Genomic DNA, 19,606 nt, shown 5'->3' with positions numbered 1-19,606 from the left:
AGATCGCACGGGATGAACCCAAACGGCCGACGCGACCCCACGCGCCGATGATGAGCGCCACATCATGCTGCCTGGAACCGCCGCCGAACCGGGACACCGGGTTATCGGCAGGGCGCCTGCGCATGTTGCGGAACCGATATTGGCCGGCCCTCGCAACGTGGCGTCACAAACCTACGGCCTCATCCTGGCACGACAATTTTGTTTTGTGCAATAAAGGAGAACCCGCGACGAAATAATTGCCGTGTGGGAAGCGGGGGGGATGGGGCCGCGGAACCGGCGCTCCGCCGGTGATTGGCTCCACGAAGGAATCGCTGCGCCACTCGGCACATGAACGCGCTGTCGCGTAGAGCCAACATGAAAAAGGGCCTTAGTTTGAGGGCCATATGTGACGTCGCTATTCAGTCCACCGTAATGTACTTCAGGACGTCCGTCGCGCTGGTCTTCATGTTGCGCTGTAAGGCGCAGAAAGGATTGTGCTATTCGCTGACGTCGCCATCGACATAACGCCAGCGTCCGTCTTCGCCTCGTACAAAGCGGCTCAGCTCGTGCAGCCGATGCGCGCGGCCACCCACCTTATAGCGTGCGACAAATTCCACTGTGGCGTGCTCAGCATCGCTTTCGGCGAACGCCTTGATCTGGAGTCCGAGCCAACGCGGCGCGTCGGGCGCGGCAGGGTCGGTGTCGAGGTCGGCCGGGCAGGTGTGCGGCGCCCAGGTCGCGCGCAGGTAATCCGTGGCGCCCACTACATAGGCGCTGTAACGCGAGCGCATCAGTTCGAGCGCGCGCGGCGCCGCTTCGCCGCCGTCGATGTACCGGCCACAGCATTCTGCGAAGCGGGGCGCCTTAGGCGTGCTGCGCTGATCGGGCACAGCGCCGCCGCAGGGACAGTCGGAAGGTCGTTGTACCGACAACAATGGCTTATTCATCAGACGTTCAGTCAAGACCGCGTGCGATCAGGATTTTCTGGATGTCGCTGGTGCCTTCGTAGATCTGGCACACGCGCACATCGCGGTAAATACGTTCCACAGGGAAATCGCTCAGATAGCCATAGCCGCCGTGAATCTGCAGCGCCGCCGAACAGATACGCTCGGCTGCTTCCGACGCGAACAGTTTGGCCATGGCGGCTTCGGTCAAACACGGCAGACCGGCGTCTTTCAGGGAAGCCGCGTGCCAGATCAACTGGCGCGCCGCTTCGAGTTGTGTTGCCATATCGGCGAGACGGAACTGCACGGCCTGGTGCGAAAACAGCGGCTGGCCGAAGCTTTCGCGTTCCTTCGCATAGCTCAACGCCGCTTCGAACGCGGCGCGCGCCATACCGACGCTTTGCGCGGCGATGCCGATGCGCCCGCCTTCGAGCCCCGACAGCGCAATCCGATAGCCTTCGCCTTCCGCGCCGATCAGGTTCGCCGCCGGCACACGGCAATCTTCGAAGATGATTTGCGCGGTGTCCGACGAATGCTGGCCGAGCTTTTCTTCGACGCGCGCGACGACGTAACCCTTGGTATCGGTCGGCACGATAAACGCGCTGATGCCACGTTTGCCCGCCGCCTTGTCGGTCACCGCCATCACGATCGCGACGTTGCCGTTCTTGCCGCTCGTGATGAACTGTTTGACGCCGTTCAGCACGTATGCGTCGCCGTCGCGGGTGGCCGTGGTGCGCAGCGCGGACGCGTCCGAACCCGCTTGCGGTTCGGTCAGACAAAACGCGCCGAGCATCTCGCCGCGTGCGAGCGGCGTGAGCCAGTCGCGCTTCTGCGCCTCGTTGCCGTAGGTCAGCAGGATGCTGCACACCGGACAGTTGTTGACGGAGATCGCCGTCGACGTGCCTCCGTCGCCCGCGGCGATTTCTTCGAGGATCAACGCGAGCGCCAGCGCGTCCATGCCGGCACCGCCGTACGCCTCGGGCACCAGCACGCCGTACGCGCCCAGTTCGGCGAGCTGGCGATGCACGTCCTTCGGGAAGGTGCGCTCGCGGTCCCACAGCGCCGCGTGCGGCGTCACCGCGTCGCGCACGAAAGTGCGTACCGCGTCGCGGACCATCAGGTGGTCCTGATCAAGCACCATCGTTTTGTCTCCTCACCAGTCGAGTAGTGTGCCGTCGTATTGGTAGAAGCGGCCGTTGAACGATTCGTGCGCAGCGGCAGCCTGCGCGAGCACTTCACGCATGCCGGTCACGCTGCGCGCCGGATCGATTGCGGCCTGCGCGCCGCCCATGTCGGTACGTACCCAACCTGGATGCAGTGAGATACAGGTTGCGCGCTTCGCTTCCAGCGACGCGATCTTCAGCGCGTCGTTCAGCGCCGCCTTGCTCGCGCGATACAGCCAGCCGCTCGTGGCGCTTGCATCGCTGATGCTGCCCATCTTGCTCGAGACCACCGCGAGCACGCCGCCGGCCTCTTCGACGAGCGGCAAGAGGATCGGCATCAATTGCATCGGACCGCGCACGTTGGTACTCATCACGTGATCGAAGTCCTCGGCGGTGATCGTCTCGACGCCTTCAGTGCGCGGGCCGTACACGCCCGAGACCAGCACCGCCGCGTCGAGCCGCTCGCCGTCGAGCTTCCAGCCGAGTGCGGCGATCTCTTCAGGTGCGGTAACGTCGACCGGGAAGGTTTCCGCGCCGAGCTCGGCTAGCGCGTCGAGCGCGGCGCCATCGCGCGCGGTGGCCAGCACGCGCCAGCCACTCTTCTTGTACTGCCGCACAAATTCCCGGCCGATGCCGCGCGACGCACCGACGATCAACACTGTCTTCATCGAATCACCTCAAGCCTTCATCGTGTCCGGCAACGCGTCAAACCAGTTCGATACCCATTGCGGTCGCTTCGCCACCGCCGATGCACAGCGTGGCGACGCCGCGCTTGCCGCCGCGCTTTTTCAGCGCGCCGATCAGCGTGACGAGAATCCGCGCGCCCGATGCGCCGATCGGATGGCCGAGCGCACATGCGCCGCCGTTCACGTTGACCTTGTCGTGCGGTAAATGGTGTTCTTTCATCGCGGCCATCGTCACCACCGCGAACGCTTCGTTGACCTCGTACAGATCGACTTCGTCCGCGCGCCAGCCGTTCTTCTCGAACAGCTTGCGGATCGCGCCGACCGGCGCAGTGGTGAACTTCGCCGGCTCCTGCGCGAAGGTCGAATGGCCGACCACGCGCGCGATCGGCTCGACGCCCAGACGTTTCGCCGTCGATTCGCGCATCATCACGAGCGCCGCGGCGCCGTCCGAAATCGACGACGAATTCGCCGCCGTCACTGTGCCGGTTTTGCTGAACGCGGGCTTGAGCGTGGGAATCTTCTCGAGATTCGCTTTGAACGGTTGCTCGTCGTGATCGATGGTGACTTCGCCTTTGCGGCTTTCGATTTTCACCGGTGCGATTTCCCACGCGAACGAGCCGTCTTCGTTCGCGCGCTTCGCACGATTCAATGACTCGACGGCGAACGCGTCCTGCGCTTCACGCGTGAAATCGAACGATGCCGCGCATTCTTCAGCGAAGGTGCCCATCAAGCGGCCTTTCTCGTACGCATCTTCGAGGCCGTCGTAGAACATGTGGTCGATCACCTGGCCGTGGCCCATGCGCATGCCGCCGCGCGCTTTCGGCAGCAGGTACGGCGCGTTCGTCATGCTCTCCATGCCGCCGGCGACGATCACGTCGACCGAACCCGCGGCCAGCATGTCGTGCGCGAACATCGCCGCGCGCATGCCGGAACCACACATCTTGTTGACGGTGGTGCTGCCGGTGCCCAACGGCAAGCCGGCGCCCAATGCGGCCTGACGCGCGGGTGCCTGGCCGAGACCGGCGGGCAGCACGCAGCCCATCACTACTTCGTCGATCTGCTCGGGCTTCAGGCCCGCGCGTTGCACCGCGGCTTCGATCGCGACCGCACCCAACTGCGGCGCCGTCAGCGAAGCGAAATCGCCTTGAAATGCAGCCATCGGCGTGCGCGCTGCGGAAACTATCACGATCGGATCGGACTTTGTCTCGCTCATGTTTATCTCACTCATTTCTAAACTCCTTGATCACACCTTCGACGATCGCCGGCACATCGCCGAGCTGGGCCGCGTCGGCCGCGACCACGTCGTTGTCCGCTTTGTGCGCGCCGCTTGCCGACACTGCCGCGACGCAATTCTGATAGGTCGGATCGAGCGCACCCGGTTCGCCGATCGTCATGCCGAGATTGCGTACCTTGCCGTCGTGCACGCCATACACCCAACCGTGCACGGTTAGCTCCTGGCCGCGCGCCCATGCGTCGTTGACGATGGTGGTGCGGCACACGTTGACCACCTGCTCGATCGTGTTCAGCTCGACCAGACGCCGATGGCGCGCTTCGCCGAGCGGCCATTCTTCGAGCAGCGCGGCATGCTTGGTGCGCACGTCCTGCACGTGATGCAGCCAGTTGTCGGCCAGACCCACGCGACGGCCGTGCAGCGCCGCGCCCACGCCGGAGCAGCCGTAGTGGCCGACCACCATGATGTGCTTGACCTTCAGCAGGTCGACGGCGAACTGGATCACCGACAGGCAGTTCAGATCCGTATGCACCACCACGTTGGCGATGTTTCTGTGCACGAACACTTCGCCCGGCGGCAGGCCGATGATCTGATTGGCCGGCACGCGCGAATCGGAGCAGCCGATCCACAGGTATTCGGGCGTCTGCTGGTGCGCGAGACGCGAAAAGTACTCCGGGTCTTCGGACAGCTTGCGGGCCACCCACGCGTCGTTGTTGTCGAACAGATGCGCGAGCGGATTGGGAAGGGGAGAAGCGTTTGTATTCATGGTGCGTCTGGGCCGTTGCTCGACCGATTGACCGGTCGGTGTCGTTACATAAGGTTCGGACGATGCATTCAAAGATGCTCGCGGCGCGTGATGTTCACGCCACGCGCACGGTGCGCCGATCTGCTTGCGTACCCGGGGTATCCGACGTAACCGATAGTGCGGTAACCGCATCGGCGAAGCGTTCCGGATAGCGGATGCAAAAGCGCACGCTGCTTTCGTACGGGAAAAAGTCGGGCAGTTCGCCTTTCAGTAGATGATCCTTGTGCCGTTGCCACAACGCAGGATCGAAAAAGTCCGCGTGATGCCGCATGAAGGAATGGCGCACGCGTGGGTCGCCGAGCAAAAACGTGCCGTACGTTTCCGGGAAGATGTCGTGCGGGCCGATCGAGTACCACGGCTCGCCCGACATTTCGTCTTCCTCGTTACGTGGCGCCGGCACCGCGCGCACGTTGCAGTCGGTCAGATATTCGATTTCATCGTAGTCGTAGAACACGACGCGCCCGTGACGCGTCACGCCGAAGTTCTTGTACAGCATGTCGCCGGGAAAGATGTTCGCCTGCATCAGTTCCTTCACCGCGTTGCCGTATTCCTTGATGCCGTGATCGATGTCTTCCTCGGTGCCGTTTTGCAGAAACAGATTGAGCGGCACCATCCGGCGTTCGATATACAAATGGCGAATCACCAGATTGCCGCCGTCGTATTCGATCAGCGAGGGCACTTCCTTTTCGAGTTCGCGCACCAGCGCCTCATCGAGGCGCGAGACCGGCAACGCGACGCTCGAATATTCGAGCGTGTCGGCCATGCGGCCCAGGCGGTCGTGTCGTTTGACGAGCTGATACTTTTCCTTGATCTGCGCGCGGGTGGTTTCCTTCGGCGGCGGGAAGCTGTCTTTGATCAGCTTGAACACGTACGGAAAGGACGGCAGCGTGAACACCAGCATCACGAGCCCCTTGATGCCGGGCGCGATGATGAACTGATCGCTCGAATGCGACAGATGGTGCAGCAGATCGCGATAGAACAGATTCTTGCCCTGTTTCTGCAAGCCGACCGACGTGTAGATTTCCGCCTTCGGTTTGCCCTGCATGATCGTGCCGAGAAACTCGACGTACGCGGACGGCACTTCCATATCCACGAGGAAGTACGAATGCGAGAAGCTGAAGATGATCAGCAACTGGTCGCACTTGAGCAGTACCGTATCGAGTGCAAGCAAGCCCGGCTTCACGTGACGCAGCGGCACCGCGAACGGCAGCAGCAAGTCGCCGTTGATGATCCGTCCGACGATATACGCCGACTTGTTCCGATAGAACAGCGACGACAGCACATGAATCTGGAAGTTGGGCGCTTCGTCGAAGGCGCCGAACGCGTCGTGGATCGCCTGCATCACGCAACCGACGTCGCGCGTCAGGTCTTCGAACGGCGGCTCCAGCTGGAAGTTCGTGACGATGCGCTCGAGCGTCGCGGCAAGACCGTCCTTGCCGGGGTAATAGGCGCGATAGGTCGGCTTCGCGGCCGGCTCGTCGTTCTCGAGGTATTCGGTCGAGATCGCCGGGCGCACGAAAATGAAGTCGTTGTTGAAATACGAGCGGTGCAGAATCTTGCAGCACACCGAATTGAAAAACGTCTCCGCGCACTCGGGTTGCCGGTGCGTGGTCAGGAGGCCGATGTAGTGCAGCTTGATCTGCTGCCAGATTTCGTTGTCGATGTTTTCCGCATCGTATTCGTCTTCGAGCCGTTCGACGCACTCCTCGACGCGTTCGTCATACGAGGTGATGCGCTCGCGCGCCAGCTTTTGCAGGCCGTGCCAGTCGGCGGCTTCAAAGAGTGTCTTGGCATGGATCGCGGCGTCGCGGAAGATCCGGTAGTGCCGATCGAAGCCTTCGAGCATCGTCTGCGCAACGTCAAAGCCGATCTGCGACGACAGCAGTTTGGGGAAGTGATTCATGTCGACCGTGCATTCGTCCCATGTCGTGAAGACACCCGGGATTGTATCGCCCGGGTGGGCCTGCGACGCATCGCGCCGCTCGGCTCGCGCCGTCGCGCATCCCGCGCGTTGTCCGGCGTTCGCCGACTTTCAGACTATCTCCGCTCAATGCTGCAGTTTGGCATGCCTTAACCGGCTTAACTTTCGGCAAAAAATATTTGGCTTATGCCTGCTCATGCAGGCTTGGCCTGGCGTGCGCCGTTTTCGAGTAGTGCGCGCGCTTGTGCTTCGTATTGCGCGAGGTCTTCGAGCGTCGCGTTCAGGTCTTCAAGCTGACGTTCGAGTATCTCGCGATGCCGGGCCACCGTTGCGAGGAACGCGTGCAATTGCGGCACGGTGTCGGTCGGCGATTCGTAAACATCCAGCAGATCGCGGATTTCCGACAGCGTGAAACCGAGCCGTTTGCCGCGCAACGTCAGCTTCAGGCGGGTTCTGTCGCGGCCCGAATAGACGCGCCGCAAGCCGCTCGATCCCTCGCGGCTCGGTGAGAGTAAACCCTGATCTTCATAGAAGCGGATCGCGCGCGGCGTCACGTCGAATTCCCGCGCGAGGTCGGTGATCGTGTATTGCGTATTCATCGGGGCATCCCGTGGCCGGGCAGAAAATCGGATTGAACGATAGAATCGACGTTTACGTTATCGTCAACTTGATCGAAACGCAACCACGGCACGAGCATGCCGCAACCACGCCGCCCGGTATCGCATACCTCGCCATGCCAGGCAGCCGACGGAGGAAGACACCCACAATGAATGCCCTCGAACATCAACTCGACTATCCGTTCAAAGACACCTTGCCCGAAGCGGGCCACGCGATGGAAGTCGCGCCAGGGGTGTTCTGGCTGCGTATGCCGTTGCCGTTCGCGCTCGACCACATCAACCTCTGGCTGCTACGCGATGAAATCGACGGTCAGCAAGGCTGGACCGTGGTCGACTGCGGCATTGCGTCGGACGCGATCAAGGAGAACTGGGAGAAAGTGTTCGACTCGGTGCTCGACGGCCTGCCGGTGTTGCGCGTGATCGTCACGCATTGTCATCCGGATCACATCGGCCTCGCGCACTGGATCTGCGCAGGCGGCGACAAGAAGCGCTGGGACGTGCGGCTGTGGATGACGCTTGGCGAATACATGCAGGCCCGCGTGATGGCGGCCGGCGACGGCTCCAATGCGGGCGGCGAGGGCGCGGCGCGCCACTTCGCGCGGCATGGCGTGAACGATGAGGCGTCGCTCGAAAAGCTGCGCAATCGCAAGAGCTACTACGCGAGCCTCGTGCCGGCGATTCCCAGCCAGTATCGGCGGCTGCGCGAAGCGGATGCGGTGAGGATCGGCGGTAAAACGTGGCATGTGGTGACCGGTTATGGCCATGCGCCGGAACACTGCGCGCTGTACTGCGAAGAGACGGGCGTGCTGATTTCCGGCGACATGGTGCTGCCGCGCATTTCGACCAACGTGTCGGTGTTCGACATGGAACCGGAAGGCTCGCCGCTCGCGCTGTACCTCGAATCGCTCGACCGCTATGAAACGATGCCCGAGGACACGCTCGTGCTGCCGTCGCACGGCAAGCCGTTTCGCGGCGTGCGTACGCGCATCACGCAATTGCGCGAGCATCACGACGCGCGTCTGGCCGAAGTGCGCGAGGCGTGTGCGCAGAAGCCGCAGAGCGCGGCGGACATCGTGCCGCTGATGTTCAAGCGCCAACTCGATATTCACCAGATGACGTTTGCGATGGGCGAGGCGTTGGCTCACTTGCATCTGCTGTGGCTCGCGGGTGAATTGAAGCGCACGCATGATGCGGATGGTGTGATCCGGTTTTCGGCGTGATCACGTTCGTCAGTAGATAAAAAAAGCCCGGTGCTTTCGCAACCGGGCTTTTTTTGTGGTGTGGCTGGCGCTTTACTGCACCGCCACCGTAGCAAAGCTTTGCCGTCCAAACGGACTCACGTGATAACCGCTTACGCTCGTACGCGTGATCGCCGCGGCGGTCGGATAGCCCAGCGGAATCCACAGCGCCTGATCGTGAATGATCTGCTGCGCCTGTTCATACGCCTTCGCGCGTTTGGCTTGATCCGGCGTGGCCTTGCCGTCGGCGATCAGCTTGTCCAGATCCTGATCGCAGAAGCGCGCGAAGTTAATGCCCGACTTCACCGCGTTGCAGCTGAAGAGCGGCGACAGGTAGTTATCCGGATCGCCGTTGTCGCCGGCCCAGCCCATGAACAGCGTGTCATGCTGGCCAAGCTTTGCCTGCTTGATCAGCTCGCCCCATTCGATCACCTTCACGTCGGCCTTCACGCCGATCTTCGCGAAGTCGGCTTGCAGCAGTTCGGCGCCGGCCTTCGGATTCGGATTCAGCACGCTGCCGTTCGGACGCACCCAGATCGTCGTTTCGAAGCCGTTCGGATAGCCCGCGTCCGCGAGCAGTTTCTTCGCCTTCGCGGGATCGTACGGCCACGCCTTCACGCCCTTGTCGTAGCTCCACGTGTTCGGCGGATACGGATTGACGGCCGGCGTCGCGGTGTTGTCGAAGATCGCCTTCAGGTACGTCGTGCGGTCGAACGCCATGTTCAGCGCGGCACGGACCTTCTGGTTGTCAAGCGGCTTCTTCTGCGTATTCAGCGCGACGAACGCGGTCATGAAGGCGGGCGTCTGCACGATGGCGAGCGATTTGTCGCCCTTCGCTTCGGCGAGATCCTGCGGTTTCGGCGACAGCGCGATCTGGCATTCGCCCGCCTTTACCTTTTGCGCGCGCACGGTGGCGTCCGGCGTGATCGCGTAGATCAGGCGGTCGATCTTCGGCTTCGGGCCCCAGTAGGTTGGACTCACGTCGTAGCGGATCACGGCGTCTTTCGTATAGCTTTTCAGCTCGAAAGGACCGGTGCCGACCGGCTTCGCGTTCAGGTCGGCCTGCTTGCCGGCCTTGAGCAACTGGTCGGTGTATTCGGCGGAATAGATCGACGCGAAACCCATCGTCAGGATCGACACAAAGGTTGCATCCGGCGCGTTCAGTTCGAATTTGACGGTGTTGTCGTCGACCTTGCTGATCGCCTTGATCAGCTTCGGTAAACCCATCGATTGCGCATGCGGGAAGCCGCTCGCGCCCGCCACCTTGTGCCACGGATTGCTGTCATTGAGCATGCGGTCGAACGTGAAGACGACGTCGTCGGCGTTCAGTGCGCGGGTGGGCTTGAAGTAGTCGGTGGTCTGGAACTGCACGTTCGGGCGCAGGTGGAACGTGTAGGTGAGACCGTCGGCGCTCACGTCCCATTTGTCGGCGAGCGCCGGCACCACTTTCTTCGCGGCCTCGTCGTACGAGACCAATGAATTGAAGATCACGTCGGCCGACGCATTGGTCGTCACCAGCGAGTTGAACTGCACGACATCGAAGCCGTCGGGGCTCGACTCGGTACAGACGGTCAGCGGTTTGGCGAGCACGAGCGCGGGCGCCGTGAACAGTACGGCGGCTGCGAGCAGTTTGAAGCGCATAGGATCTCCCATAACGAGCGCAGTCAGGCAGTGCGTCTGGTTGTGTGGTTATGTTCCGGTGACGGGCGACGGGCAGCTGTCGTCTTTATTGTGATACGTTTCCGGCGCCGGCGCATGGTTTGGGTGCTGCAATACCAGTCAATCCCCGCGCGCCTCGGCCTTCGCGAAAGCTTATCGAAGGGTGGTTGCGGCGACAACAACTTAATCCGCATATCCATATGGACTTAGGGTGCGGGTCCTCAGCGCGGCCGTGCCATGCCGCCGCTCCGTGCGCGCCCTCAATGCCGCACCTTATACCGCAGCGGCGCGGCGCAGCAGATAGCCGATGCCTTCGATCGCGCGCACGCCGTACCACGACACCTGTTCCCCATCGATCAACTCGATGCGCTTGCCGGCCAGCCGCGGATCGCGTTTCAGCGTGTCGCAATGGGCCTGCGTGAAGCGATACGGCTCGCTGGAAAGCAGTATGCGGTCGACTTCTGCAAGCCACGGCGCGCGGTCGAAGTCGAGTGTGGGGTAGCGCGCGGCGCCTGCCGTTCCGCCGTGCACGTCAGGCAGTGTCCGCCAGTTCACGAGCCGCAGCATCGCGGCGATGTAGGTGTCGCGCGCGACCGTCATCCATGGTTCGCGCCAGATCAGATACAGCACGTTCTGAGCGGGGAACGCATGCGCCGCGGCTTCGCGCAGGCGCGCTTCGAGCGCCGCGCTCAAGCGCTGGGCTTCCTGCCCGCGGTCGAAGATCGCGCCGAGCAGCGTGTACAGCGAGAGATTGTCTTGCGGCGTCTGCGGATGGGTGACGACGATATGCGGCACGAACGCGCGCAACTCATCGACGGTATCGCGCTCGTTTTCGTCGATATTGACGATCAGATGGGTGGGACGCAACGCGCGAATCGCGTCGATATTCACGGCCTTGGTGCCGCCGACTTTGCGCACCTGCCGCACCTTGTCGTGCGGATGCACGCAAAAGCCGGTGCGTCCGACAATCTGCCTGTCGAGCCCCAGCGCGAACAGCAATTCGGTGATGCTCGGCACCAGCGAGACGATGCGCGCGTCGGCACTGGCCAATTCGTGCTCGACGCCGGCTGCATCGACCGCACGCGGCTGCATGAATTACTCGGTGACGGCGCGGGGCTTGCGCGGCGCGCGTTCAAAGACGCGGTCGTAGAGCCAGCGCGGCAGTACGTGCAGCAGCATGGCCCCGATGCGCATCTGCCACGGGAACACAGCGAAGGCGGTTTGCCGTTCGATCGCCTGCGCGACCTTGACCGCGAAGCGGTCGGCATCCATCAGAAACGGCATTGCGTACGGGTTATGCTCGGTCATCGGCGTGCGGATGTAGCCGGGCGCGATGGTGACCACGCCGACGCCCAACGGCCGCATTTCGACACGCAACGCCTCGAGATACTTGAGCGCCGCCGACTTCGACGCGCTGTACGCGCCGGACCCCGGCAAGCCGCGCACGCCGGCCACGCTGGCGATACCGACCAGCGTGCCTTTCTTCGCCGCGACCATCGCAGCGGCGAACGGCTCGAAGGTGGCAACCATGCCGAAGTAATTGATGTCCATCACTTCGCGGAAGGTGCGCAGGTCGCCGTGGCCGGTGACGGCGCCGCGGCTGATGCCGGCATTGGCGATCACGATGTCCGGCAAACCGTGCTGCGCGATGAACTGCTCAGCCGCTTCGGCGAGCGCCTCGGCGTCGCGGACGTCGACGGAATAGATGGAGACGGTGTTCTGGGGATGAGACTGCTTGAAGGCGGCGAGCGCGTCGCCGCGACGGGCAATGAGGCCGAGAATCGCGCCGCGCCGCGCATATTCGGCGGCGAGCGCGAGGCCGATGCCACTCGATGCGCCGGTAATGAAAACCTTCAGAGGGGAACTCATTCCGGCGCCTTTGACGTTACATCTTCTTGGAGCGGACTTGCTGCACCAGGTAGTCGAGCACCTGGATCGTGCCCGGCAGGCTGTTGGTCGCGGCCGGACCGGTTTCATACTTACCTTGCACAGCCAAGGTCGGTACGCCGTCGATCTTGTAGTCTTCCATCAGCTTCTTGTCTTTTTGCAGCGCGCTTTGCGTCGAGAACGAGTTATACGCGTCCATGAACTTCTTCGAATCGACGCCGTTCTTCGCGAGGAATTTGGCCTGATCTTCCGGCGTCAGCAGGTAGTTCTTGTTGACGTGGATTTCGTTGAAGATCTTCGGCGTGAGCTGTTGCGCGAGGCCGAGTGCGTCGACAGCGTGGTACAGCTTCGAGTGCGGAATGAAGTCGTCGCGGAAAGCGACCGGCACGCGCTTGAACACGACGTCCGGACCCTGCTTCTTGACCCATGCTTCCAGGTACGGGTCGAACTCGTTGCAGTGCGGGCAGCCGTACCAAAAGAATTCGGTGACTTCGATCTTGCCGGCCGGCGCGTCGGTGGTCTGCGGCGCCGACAGCACGGTGAAGTCTTTGCCGGACACCGGAGCGGTTGGCGATGCGGATGCCGTGGCGGCGACGAGGCCCAGCGAGAGGAACAGAATGCTCAGCAGTTTTTTCATGTTTGTTTGACCCAGGTAGGCGGTAAAGCGATGGCGCCACGCAAATGCCCGCCACTGCTTTCAAATTCGGCGTTAGATGTATCAGTCGTCTGTTTTGCTTGTGACTCGCGCCGCGCGCCGATAGTTCGGCGGCAGCGCGGTACAGCTAATCACGGTTCGATTATTGTTTCGTAAAGCGGATCACGGCGGTGTCCACACCCGCGTCAGACAGGCGCTGGCGGCTCGAATTCATGTCTTCGAACTTCGAGAACGGCCCGATGCGCACGCGGAAGTATGTGACGCCGCCCGCATCGCGCTGCGTGACCTTCGATTCGAAGCCCTGGAAGGCGAGGCGCGCGCGCTGCTGCTCGGCATCGGCCGCTGTCTTGTACGCGCCCACTTGCAGGAAGTAGCCGGTATTGGCATCGCCAGGCGCGGGCGTCGCATTCGAACCCGGTTTGGCGTTGGCAGCCGCCGTCGACGAGGTGCTCTTCGGCGCCGAGGTGGCCGCGGTGGCGGGAGGCGCGCTGGTGGCTTGCGCCTTCTTCGCCGGCGCGTTGGTGCCGTTTTCCTGCGCGGGCTTCGGCGCGACCGCGGTGCCGTTCGCATTGCCGTTTGCGCTACCGTTCGACGGCGGCACCTCGACGATCTGCGGTTCTTCCAGCATGCCCGACTGCGTCTGCGAGGTGGTCTGGCCCGGCGCGGTGTTCGGCGGCGCCGGCTGCGCGGCTTGCGGCACCGGCTGGCCCGGCGTCTTGCCTTGCAGCGGACGGTTCGGATCGTATTGCGGCTGGCTTGCGCCGGCATCGGATGCCGCGGGCGGCGCTACCTTCGAGACGAACGGCGTGGGCGCACGGGTGATATACAGCGCCACCACTACCGCGATCGCCAGGCCGACGATCAGGCCCAGCACGATGCCGAGAAAAGTGCCCCCGGTTTGTTTCGATTGCTTTGTTGTGCGGCGTGGTTTTGCCATCGTATAAATCACCTGCAAAGAGAATCCTGGAACGGCCGTCGATTATAACGACGGCCGCGTGCGAATCGTGTCGGTACGCGCCGGAGGACTTACATCTTGACGGGAGCGGAGACGCCGATCGTTGCAAGACCGTTGGCCAGCACCTGGCGCGTGGCCGCAAGCAGTGCGACGCGTGCATTGCGCTCGGCTGCATCGTCGACCAGCACGCGCTCGGCTTTGTCATTGTAGAACGAGTGGAATTCCCCGGCGAGATCGCGCAAGTAGAACGCGACCGCGTGCGGCGCGAGTTCGTCGGCGGCATGCTGCAGCATGTCCGGGAACTCGGCGAGCTTGTTCAGCAAGGCCATGGCGCGTTCGCTGGTGAGCGGCGACACGTCCACCCCGGCCAGCGTGCTCTCGTCGGTGTTGTAGCGCGCCTTGCACTCGGCGATGACCGAGCAGATCCGCGCATGCGCATACTGCACGTAATGCACCGGATTTTCGTCGTTCTGCTTCAGCGCGAGGTCGATGTCGAACACGAATTCGGTGTCGGCCTTGCGCGAGATCAGGAAGAAGCGCACGGCGTCGCGGCCGCGGCGAATGGTCTCTTCGTCGATCAGATCGACGGCGGCTTCCGAGCCCGGCGTCGCGCCGCCCGACCATTCGATCAGGTCGCGCACCGTCACATAGCTGCCGGCGCGCTTCGAGATCTTCACTTCTTCGCCGTTGCGCATCACCGTGACCATCTTGTGCAGGATGTAGTCCGGATAGCCCTTCGGAATGCCGATGCCGAGGCCTTGCAGGCCGGCGCGCACCCGCGCGATCGTGCCGTGGTGGTCCGAGCCCTGGATATTGATGACCTTGGTGAAGCCGCGTTCCCACTTGGCGACGTGATAGGCGACGTCCGGCACGAAGTACGTGTAGGTGCCGTCGGTCTTGCGCATCACGCGGTCTTTGTCGTCGCCGTCGTCGGTGGTGCGCAGCCACAGCGCGCCTTCCTGTTCATAGGTCTTGCCGGCGGCGATCAGCGCCTCGACCGTCTTCTCGACGCGGCCTTCCTTGTACAGCGAAGACTCCAGATAGTACTGGTCGAACTTCACGCCGAATGCCTGCAAGTCCATGTCCTGCTCGCGGCGCAGGTACGCGACCGCGAAGCGGCGGATCGCGTCGAGGTCTTCGATGTCGCGAGCGCCCGTAACGGGCTCGCCGTCGCTCGCGGCAACGGTGACGCCGTTCAGATAGTCTTGCGCGATCTCGGCGATGTACTCGCCGTTGTACGCCGATGCCGGCCAGCCGGCGTCGCCGGGAGCGAGGCCGCGGGCGCGCGCCTGGGTCGACACGGCGAGCGTGTTGATCTGCACGCCGGCGTCGTTGTAATAGAACTCGCGGTGCACGTCATAGCCTTGCGAGGCCAGCACGTTCGAAAGCGCATCGCCGAGCGCCGCCTGACGGCCATGGCCGACGTGCAGCGGGCCGGTCGGGTTGGCCGACACGAATTCGATCAGCACATGCTTGCCGGCATCGCGCTGCGAACGGCCGAACGCATTGTTTTCGGCGAACACTGCGGCGATCACCGCCTGCTTGGCAGCGGCTGCGAGGCGCAGGTTGATGAAGCCGGGACCGGCCACTTCGGCGGCTTCCACGAGCCCCTTGGCTTGCGGCTGCGCGAGCAGCGCGTCGACGATCTGTTGGGCCAGCTGGCGCGGGTTGGCGCGCAGCGGCTTCGCGAGTTGCATCGCCACGTTGCAGGCGACGTCGCCGTGCGCGGCGACTTTGGGGCGCTCCAGCGTGATCGCGGGCGCAACGAACGTGGCTTCGCTCGCGCCTTGGGACGCTTGCGCAACTTGCTTCACCGTGTCGGCGAGCAGTGTTTCGAGGGTATGTTTATGTGCAGGCAGCATGCTTGTTGCGAGTCCAGTGAGGCAATCCGGTGATGCGGAAGAGGCGCCGGCCGCCGCGGCAGGCGCAGCCGATTCGTCAGAAGCGTGGAAAGCGGCGACGCGCCCGCCAAGATACGTCGGGCACGCCGGTCGGGCGCGGTATCAGGCTCATTGCCTGCGGCACGGCTGGCGCGGTGCGCGGCGACATGCGGCGGCTGCAGGCAGACCGCTGCCAGCAGACCCGGCCATGCCACTTCCGCCAAGCCGCGCGCGGCGTGGGGCGGCGCGCTTTTCCGTCCAGACGGATTTTAGCAGGTGCTAATATGTTCAATGAGATGCCCGCTAAGGGCCGTGGCGGCCGTGCCTGATCGGCGAGTCAACGAAACGCGCGCCGGCGGTGGCCGTACGGCCGCTCGCGTGTCGATCCAACATAACGAAAAAGGGAACAGTCATGCTGATTACTTTCAAATGTCGCGCTGCTCCGGACGTGGTGATGCTGGAGAATCTCGCGCAGTACCTCGTCGGCATCGTCGGCAAGCGCCTGGGTGAGCGTGGCGTCATTACCCACGACGAACTGGGTACCGCGATCACGAAACTCGAATCGGCCATCAGTACGGACAAACAGGAGCGCGCCGAGCACGACGGTCATTTTCACGAAGGCGAAGAAGGCCATGAGCATCATGAGATTCCGCCGGGACTCGCGCAGCGCGCGTATCCGTTCCTGGACATGCTGCGCGCGGCACAGAAGGAAAACGCGGATATTGTCTGGGGCCTTTGAGTCCGAGTCTGCCCGCCGGTCGCGGCGTGCGGCACGCCTCGTGCCACAGAGCCTTATGTGCCGATAAATTATGTGCCAATAAAAAGAGCCCGCTTCGTGCGGGCTCTTTGTCTTTCACAGGTCTGAACTGGCGGCCTGTCCGAGCTGTGCTGATTACTGGCTGGCGGCGTCCGCAGGTGCAGCCATCGGCGCTGACGCACCCTTCTTCATTTTCTGCTTCTTGGGCTTCTTGACGTGCTTCTCCGTGGGCGGCGAGTACGAACTGACCGCGCTGGAGCCGTTCGGAGCGGCGGGTTGAGCCAGCGCCACAGAAGCGCCTGCGGCAAGCGAAACAGCCGTCAATAACAGCGTCAGCTTCTTCATACGATTTTCTCCGTTGACGATTGCAATTGGATAAGCCGACGCGTTTTGGCCGCGTCTGGCGGGGTAAAGCTATTTCAGTCTACAAAGCCGAAAATTACACTGCCGCAAATATTCAGCCTTTCACGCCCGATATAGTGGGCTTCCCGCCACGCAAGGCTTACAGCAATGGCGCCAGCGCCCGTTCGGCGTCCGTTTTCGATAGCGACATGCGTTTTGCGTAGTCTTCCAGCTGGTCCTGGCCGATCTTGCCAACCGAGAAATAGGTGCTGTCCGGGTGCGCCAGATAGAAGCCGGAGACGCTCGCCGCCGGCAGCATCGCCAGCGATTCGGTCACGCTCATGCCGATTTCAGTGGCCTGCAGCACGTCGAACATGTCGCGCTTGACCAGGTGGTCCGGGCAGGCCGGGTAGCCCGGCGCCGGGCGGATGCCGGCGTACTTTTCGGCGATCAGGTCGTCGTTGGAGAGGGTTTCGGTGTTCGCGTAGCCCCACAGGTCGCGCCGCACGCGGGCATGCATCGCTTCGGCGAAGGCCTCGGCGAAGCGGTCGGCGAGCGCCTTCAGCATGATCGCGCTGTAGTCGTCGTGATCTTTCTCGAACTGCTTTTCCTTCACGTCGACGCCCAGACCCGCCGTGACCGCGAACATGCCGATGTAGTCGGCCACGCCCGAATCCTTCGGCGCGATGAAGTCGGCAAGCGACCGGTTCGGCCGCATCACGCCGTCCACCACCGGCCGCACGCTTTGCTGGCGCAGGTTGCGCCATGTCAGTGCGACTTCGGAGCGGGATTCGTCGGTATAGATTTCAATGTCGTCGTCGTTCACCGTGTTGGCCGGCAACAGCGCGATCACGCCGTTAGCCTGCAGCCAGCGGCCCTGGATCAGGCGCGCGAGCATCGACTTGCCGTCGGAAAACACGCGCCGCGCCGATTCGCCGACGATCTCGTCGTTCAGAATCGCCGGATAGGGGCCGGCGAGATCCCAGGTCTGGAAGAACGGACCCCAGTCGATGTAGTTCGCCAATTCGTTCAGATCGAAGTTCCTGAACACGCGGCGGCCGATGAACTTCGGCTTGACCGGCTGGTAGCTCGCCCAATCGACCTTGGTTTTGTTCGCACGGGCTTCGGCGAGCGTGACCATCGGCTGCGCTTTCTTGTTCGCGTGCTGGTCGCGGATGCGGTCGTAGTCGGCTTTCAGGTCGTCCACGTACCTGGCCGCGCCTTCGTCGGACAGCAGGCTCGACGCCACGGAGACCGAGCGCGACGCGTCCGGCACGTACACCACCGGGCCTTCGTAGTGCGGCGCGATCTTCACGGCGGTGTGCACGCGCGAGGTGGTCGCGCCGCCGATCAGCAGCGGAATCTTCTTGACGCGGAAGTAGTCGTCGCGCTGCATTTCCGACGCGACGTAGGCCATCTCTTCCAGGCTAGGCGTAATCAGACCGGACAAGCCGATGATGTCCGCGCCTTCGACCTTCGCCTTCGCGAGAATGTCGTTACACGAGACCATCACGCCCATGTTGACCACTTCGAAGTTATTGCACTGAAGCACCACCGACACGATGTTCTTGCCGATGTCGTGCACGTCGCCCTTCACTGTGGCGATGACGATCTTGCCCTTCGCGCGCACGTCGGCGCCGGCTTCGGCGAGCAGCTTCTTTTCTTCTTCGATGTACGGGATCAGATGCGCGACCGCCTGCTTCATCACGCGGGCCGACTTCACGACTTGCGGCAGGAACATCTTGCCCTGGCCGAACAGGTCGCCGACGATGTTCATGCCGTCCATCAGCGGGCCTTCGATCACGTTGATCGGACGGCCGCCGGCCGCGGCGATCTTCGCGCGCACTTCCTCGGTGTCTTCAACGATGAAGTTCGTGATGCCGTGCACCAGTGCATGCGACAGGCGCTTCTCGACCGGCTGGTTGCGCCACTCGAGGTTCTCTTCCTTCTTCGCGGCGCCGGTCTTGAACTTGTCGGCGATTTCCAGCAGACGGTCGGTGCCGTCCTCGCGGCGATTCAACACCACGTCTTCGACGCGCTCGCGCAGCTCCGGATCGAGATCGGCATACACGCCGAGCTGGCCCGCGTTGACGATGCCCATGTCCATCCCCGCCTGGATCGCGTGATAGAGGAACACGGTGTGAATCGCTTCGCGCACCGGGTCGTTGCCGCGGAACGAGAACGACACGTTCGACACGCCGCCGCTGATCTTCGCGTACGGCAGGTTTTCCTTGATCCAGCGCGTCGCGTTGATGAAGTCGACTGCGTAGTTGTTATGTTCTTCGATGCCGGTCGCAATGGCGAAGATATTCGGATCGAAGATGATGTCTTCCGGCGGGAAGCCGACTTCGTTCACGAGAAAATCGTAGGAGCGCTTGCAGATCTGCGTCTTGCGTTCGAATGTATCGGCCTGGCCTTGTTCGTCGAACGCCATCACCACGGCTGCCGCGCCGTAGCGGCGAATCAAGGTCGCGTGACGGCGGAACGCCTCTTCGCCTTCCTTCAGCGAGATCGAGTTGACGATCGCCTTGCCCTGCACGCACTTCAGGCCCGCTTCGATCACTTCCCACTTCGACGAGTCGATCATGATCGGCACGCGCGCGATGTCCGGCTCCGATGCGATCAGATTCATGAAGCGCACCATCGCCGCTTTCGAATCGAGCATCGCCTCGTCCATGTTGACGTCGATGACCTGCGCGCCGTTCTCGACCTGCTGGCGCGCGACGGCGAGCGCCTCGTCGAACTGGTTGTTCAGGATCATTCGCGCGAACGCCTTCGAGCCGGTCACGTTGGTGCGTTCACCGACGTTGATGAAGAGCGTCCCGGACGTGACGTTGAACGGCTCGAGGCCGGAAAGGCGCATGGTGTGATCGGTCATGGCGTGTGT

General features: G+C 62.8%; 17 protein-coding genes. 2 read left to right on the top strand and 15 right to left on the bottom strand.

Features of this window, described 5'->3' with window-relative positions:
- Nucleotides 1-476: 476 nt before the first annotated feature.
- The 7 genes from WN982_RS18860 to WN982_RS18830 all read right to left on the bottom strand — a co-directional run bounded on the left by WN982_RS18860 (nt 477) and on the right by WN982_RS18830 (nt 7,328).
- Nucleotides 477-926 carry a YchJ family protein gene (locus WN982_RS18860; RefSeq protein ID WP_341313418.1) on the bottom strand — a complete coding sequence of 150 codons (450 nt, stop codon included), beginning with the start codon at nt 924-926 and terminating at the stop codon, nt 477-479.
- 7 nt (nt 927-933) lie between these two features.
- Nucleotides 934-2,064, bottom strand: a complete 1,131-nt coding sequence (locus WN982_RS18855; protein ID WP_341313417.1) for an acyl-CoA dehydrogenase family protein — start codon at nt 2,062-2,064, stop codon at nt 934-936.
- A gap of 12 nt (nt 2,065-2,076) precedes the next feature.
- The gene (locus tag WN982_RS18850; RefSeq protein ID WP_341313416.1) at nt 2,077-2,754 is read right to left on the bottom strand and encodes an SDR family oxidoreductase; all 678 of its coding nucleotides are present in this window, start codon (nt 2,752-2,754) and stop codon (nt 2,077-2,079) included.
- A 37-nt stretch (nt 2,755-2,791) separates the two neighbouring features.
- On the bottom strand, nt 2,792-4,000 hold the full coding sequence (locus WN982_RS18845) for an acetyl-CoA C-acetyltransferase (protein WP_341313415.1): 1,209 nt from the start codon (nt 3,998-4,000) through the stop codon (nt 2,792-2,794).
- Complete coding sequence (can, locus tag WN982_RS18840) at nt 3,993-4,769, bottom strand: carbonate dehydratase (RefSeq protein WP_341313414.1); 777 nt, start codon at nt 4,767-4,769, stop codon at nt 3,993-3,995. Before can ends, WN982_RS18845 begins: the two co-directional genes overlap by 8 nt.
- Nucleotides 4,770-4,863: 94 nt before the next feature.
- Entirely contained in the window at nt 4,864-6,711 is a 1,848-nt protein-coding gene (gene aceK, locus WN982_RS18835) for a bifunctional isocitrate dehydrogenase kinase/phosphatase (RefSeq protein ID WP_341313413.1), read from the bottom strand.
- Nucleotides 6,712-6,923: 212 nt separating this feature from the next.
- Complete coding sequence (locus WN982_RS18830; RefSeq protein ID WP_341313412.1) at nt 6,924-7,328, bottom strand: MerR family DNA-binding transcriptional regulator; 405 nt, start codon at nt 7,326-7,328, stop codon at nt 6,924-6,926.
- Nucleotides 7,329-7,495: 167 nt separating this feature from the next.
- Here WN982_RS18830 and WN982_RS18825 point away from each other — a divergent pair, with 167 nt between their 5' ends.
- Entirely contained in the window at nt 7,496-8,566 is a 1,071-nt protein-coding gene (locus tag WN982_RS18825; protein WP_341313411.1) for an MBL fold metallo-hydrolase, read from the top strand.
- A gap of 72 nt (nt 8,567-8,638) precedes the next feature.
- Here the strand turns inward: WN982_RS18825 and WN982_RS18820 are convergent, their stop codons facing one another.
- From WN982_RS18820 to argS, 6 genes are all read right to left on the bottom strand, one after another.
- The gene (locus WN982_RS18820) at nt 8,639-10,225 is read right to left on the bottom strand and encodes an ABC transporter substrate-binding protein (RefSeq protein WP_341313410.1); all 1,587 of its coding nucleotides are present in this window, start codon (nt 10,223-10,225) and stop codon (nt 8,639-8,641) included.
- A 291-nt stretch (nt 10,226-10,516) separates the two neighbouring features.
- On the bottom strand, nt 10,517-11,335 hold the full coding sequence (locus WN982_RS18815) for a cobalamin-binding protein (protein ID WP_341313409.1): 819 nt from the start codon (nt 11,333-11,335) through the stop codon (nt 10,517-10,519).
- 3 nt (nt 11,336-11,338) lie between these two features.
- Nucleotides 11,339-12,112 carry an SDR family oxidoreductase gene (locus tag WN982_RS18810; protein WP_341313408.1) on the bottom strand — a complete coding sequence of 258 codons (774 nt, stop codon included), beginning with the start codon at nt 12,110-12,112 and terminating at the stop codon, nt 11,339-11,341.
- A gap of 16 nt (nt 12,113-12,128) precedes the next feature.
- Nucleotides 12,129-12,767, bottom strand: coding sequence for a thiol:disulfide interchange protein DsbA/DsbL (locus WN982_RS18805; RefSeq protein ID WP_341313407.1), 639 nt, complete (start codon nt 12,765-12,767; stop codon nt 12,129-12,131).
- A gap of 160 nt (nt 12,768-12,927) precedes the next feature.
- Entirely contained in the window at nt 12,928-13,740 is an 813-nt protein-coding gene (locus WN982_RS18800; RefSeq protein ID WP_341313406.1) for an SPOR domain-containing protein, read from the bottom strand.
- A 71-nt stretch (nt 13,741-13,811) separates the two neighbouring features.
- Nucleotides 13,812-15,602, bottom strand: coding sequence for an arginine--tRNA ligase (argS, locus tag WN982_RS18795; protein WP_341313405.1), 1,791 nt, complete (start codon nt 15,600-15,602; stop codon nt 13,812-13,814).
- 430 nt (nt 15,603-16,032) lie between these two features.
- On the opposite strand from argS, the gene WN982_RS18790 reads away from it, so the two are divergent.
- Nucleotides 16,033-16,359: a DUF1840 domain-containing protein gene (locus WN982_RS18790; RefSeq protein WP_341313404.1), complete on the top strand. Its 327-nt coding sequence runs from the start codon at nt 16,033-16,035 to the stop codon at nt 16,357-16,359.
- Between the two features lie 153 nt (nt 16,360-16,512).
- On the opposite strand, the gene WN982_RS18785 is transcribed toward WN982_RS18790, so the two are convergent.
- Nucleotides 16,513-16,722, bottom strand: coding sequence for an acid-shock protein (locus tag WN982_RS18785; RefSeq protein ID WP_341313403.1), 210 nt, complete (start codon nt 16,720-16,722; stop codon nt 16,513-16,515).
- A 157-nt stretch (nt 16,723-16,879) separates the two neighbouring features.
- Complete coding sequence (gene metH / locus WN982_RS18780; protein ID WP_341313402.1) at nt 16,880-19,597, bottom strand: methionine synthase; 2,718 nt, start codon at nt 19,595-19,597, stop codon at nt 16,880-16,882.
- Nucleotides 19,598-19,606 lie beyond the last annotated feature (9 nt).

This window comes from Paraburkholderia sp. IMGN_8 (genome assembly GCF_038050405.1).
Classification (GTDB): domain Bacteria; phylum Pseudomonadota; class Gammaproteobacteria; order Burkholderiales; family Burkholderiaceae; genus Paraburkholderia.
This window is presented reverse-complemented; position numbering and strand designations above follow the sequence as displayed.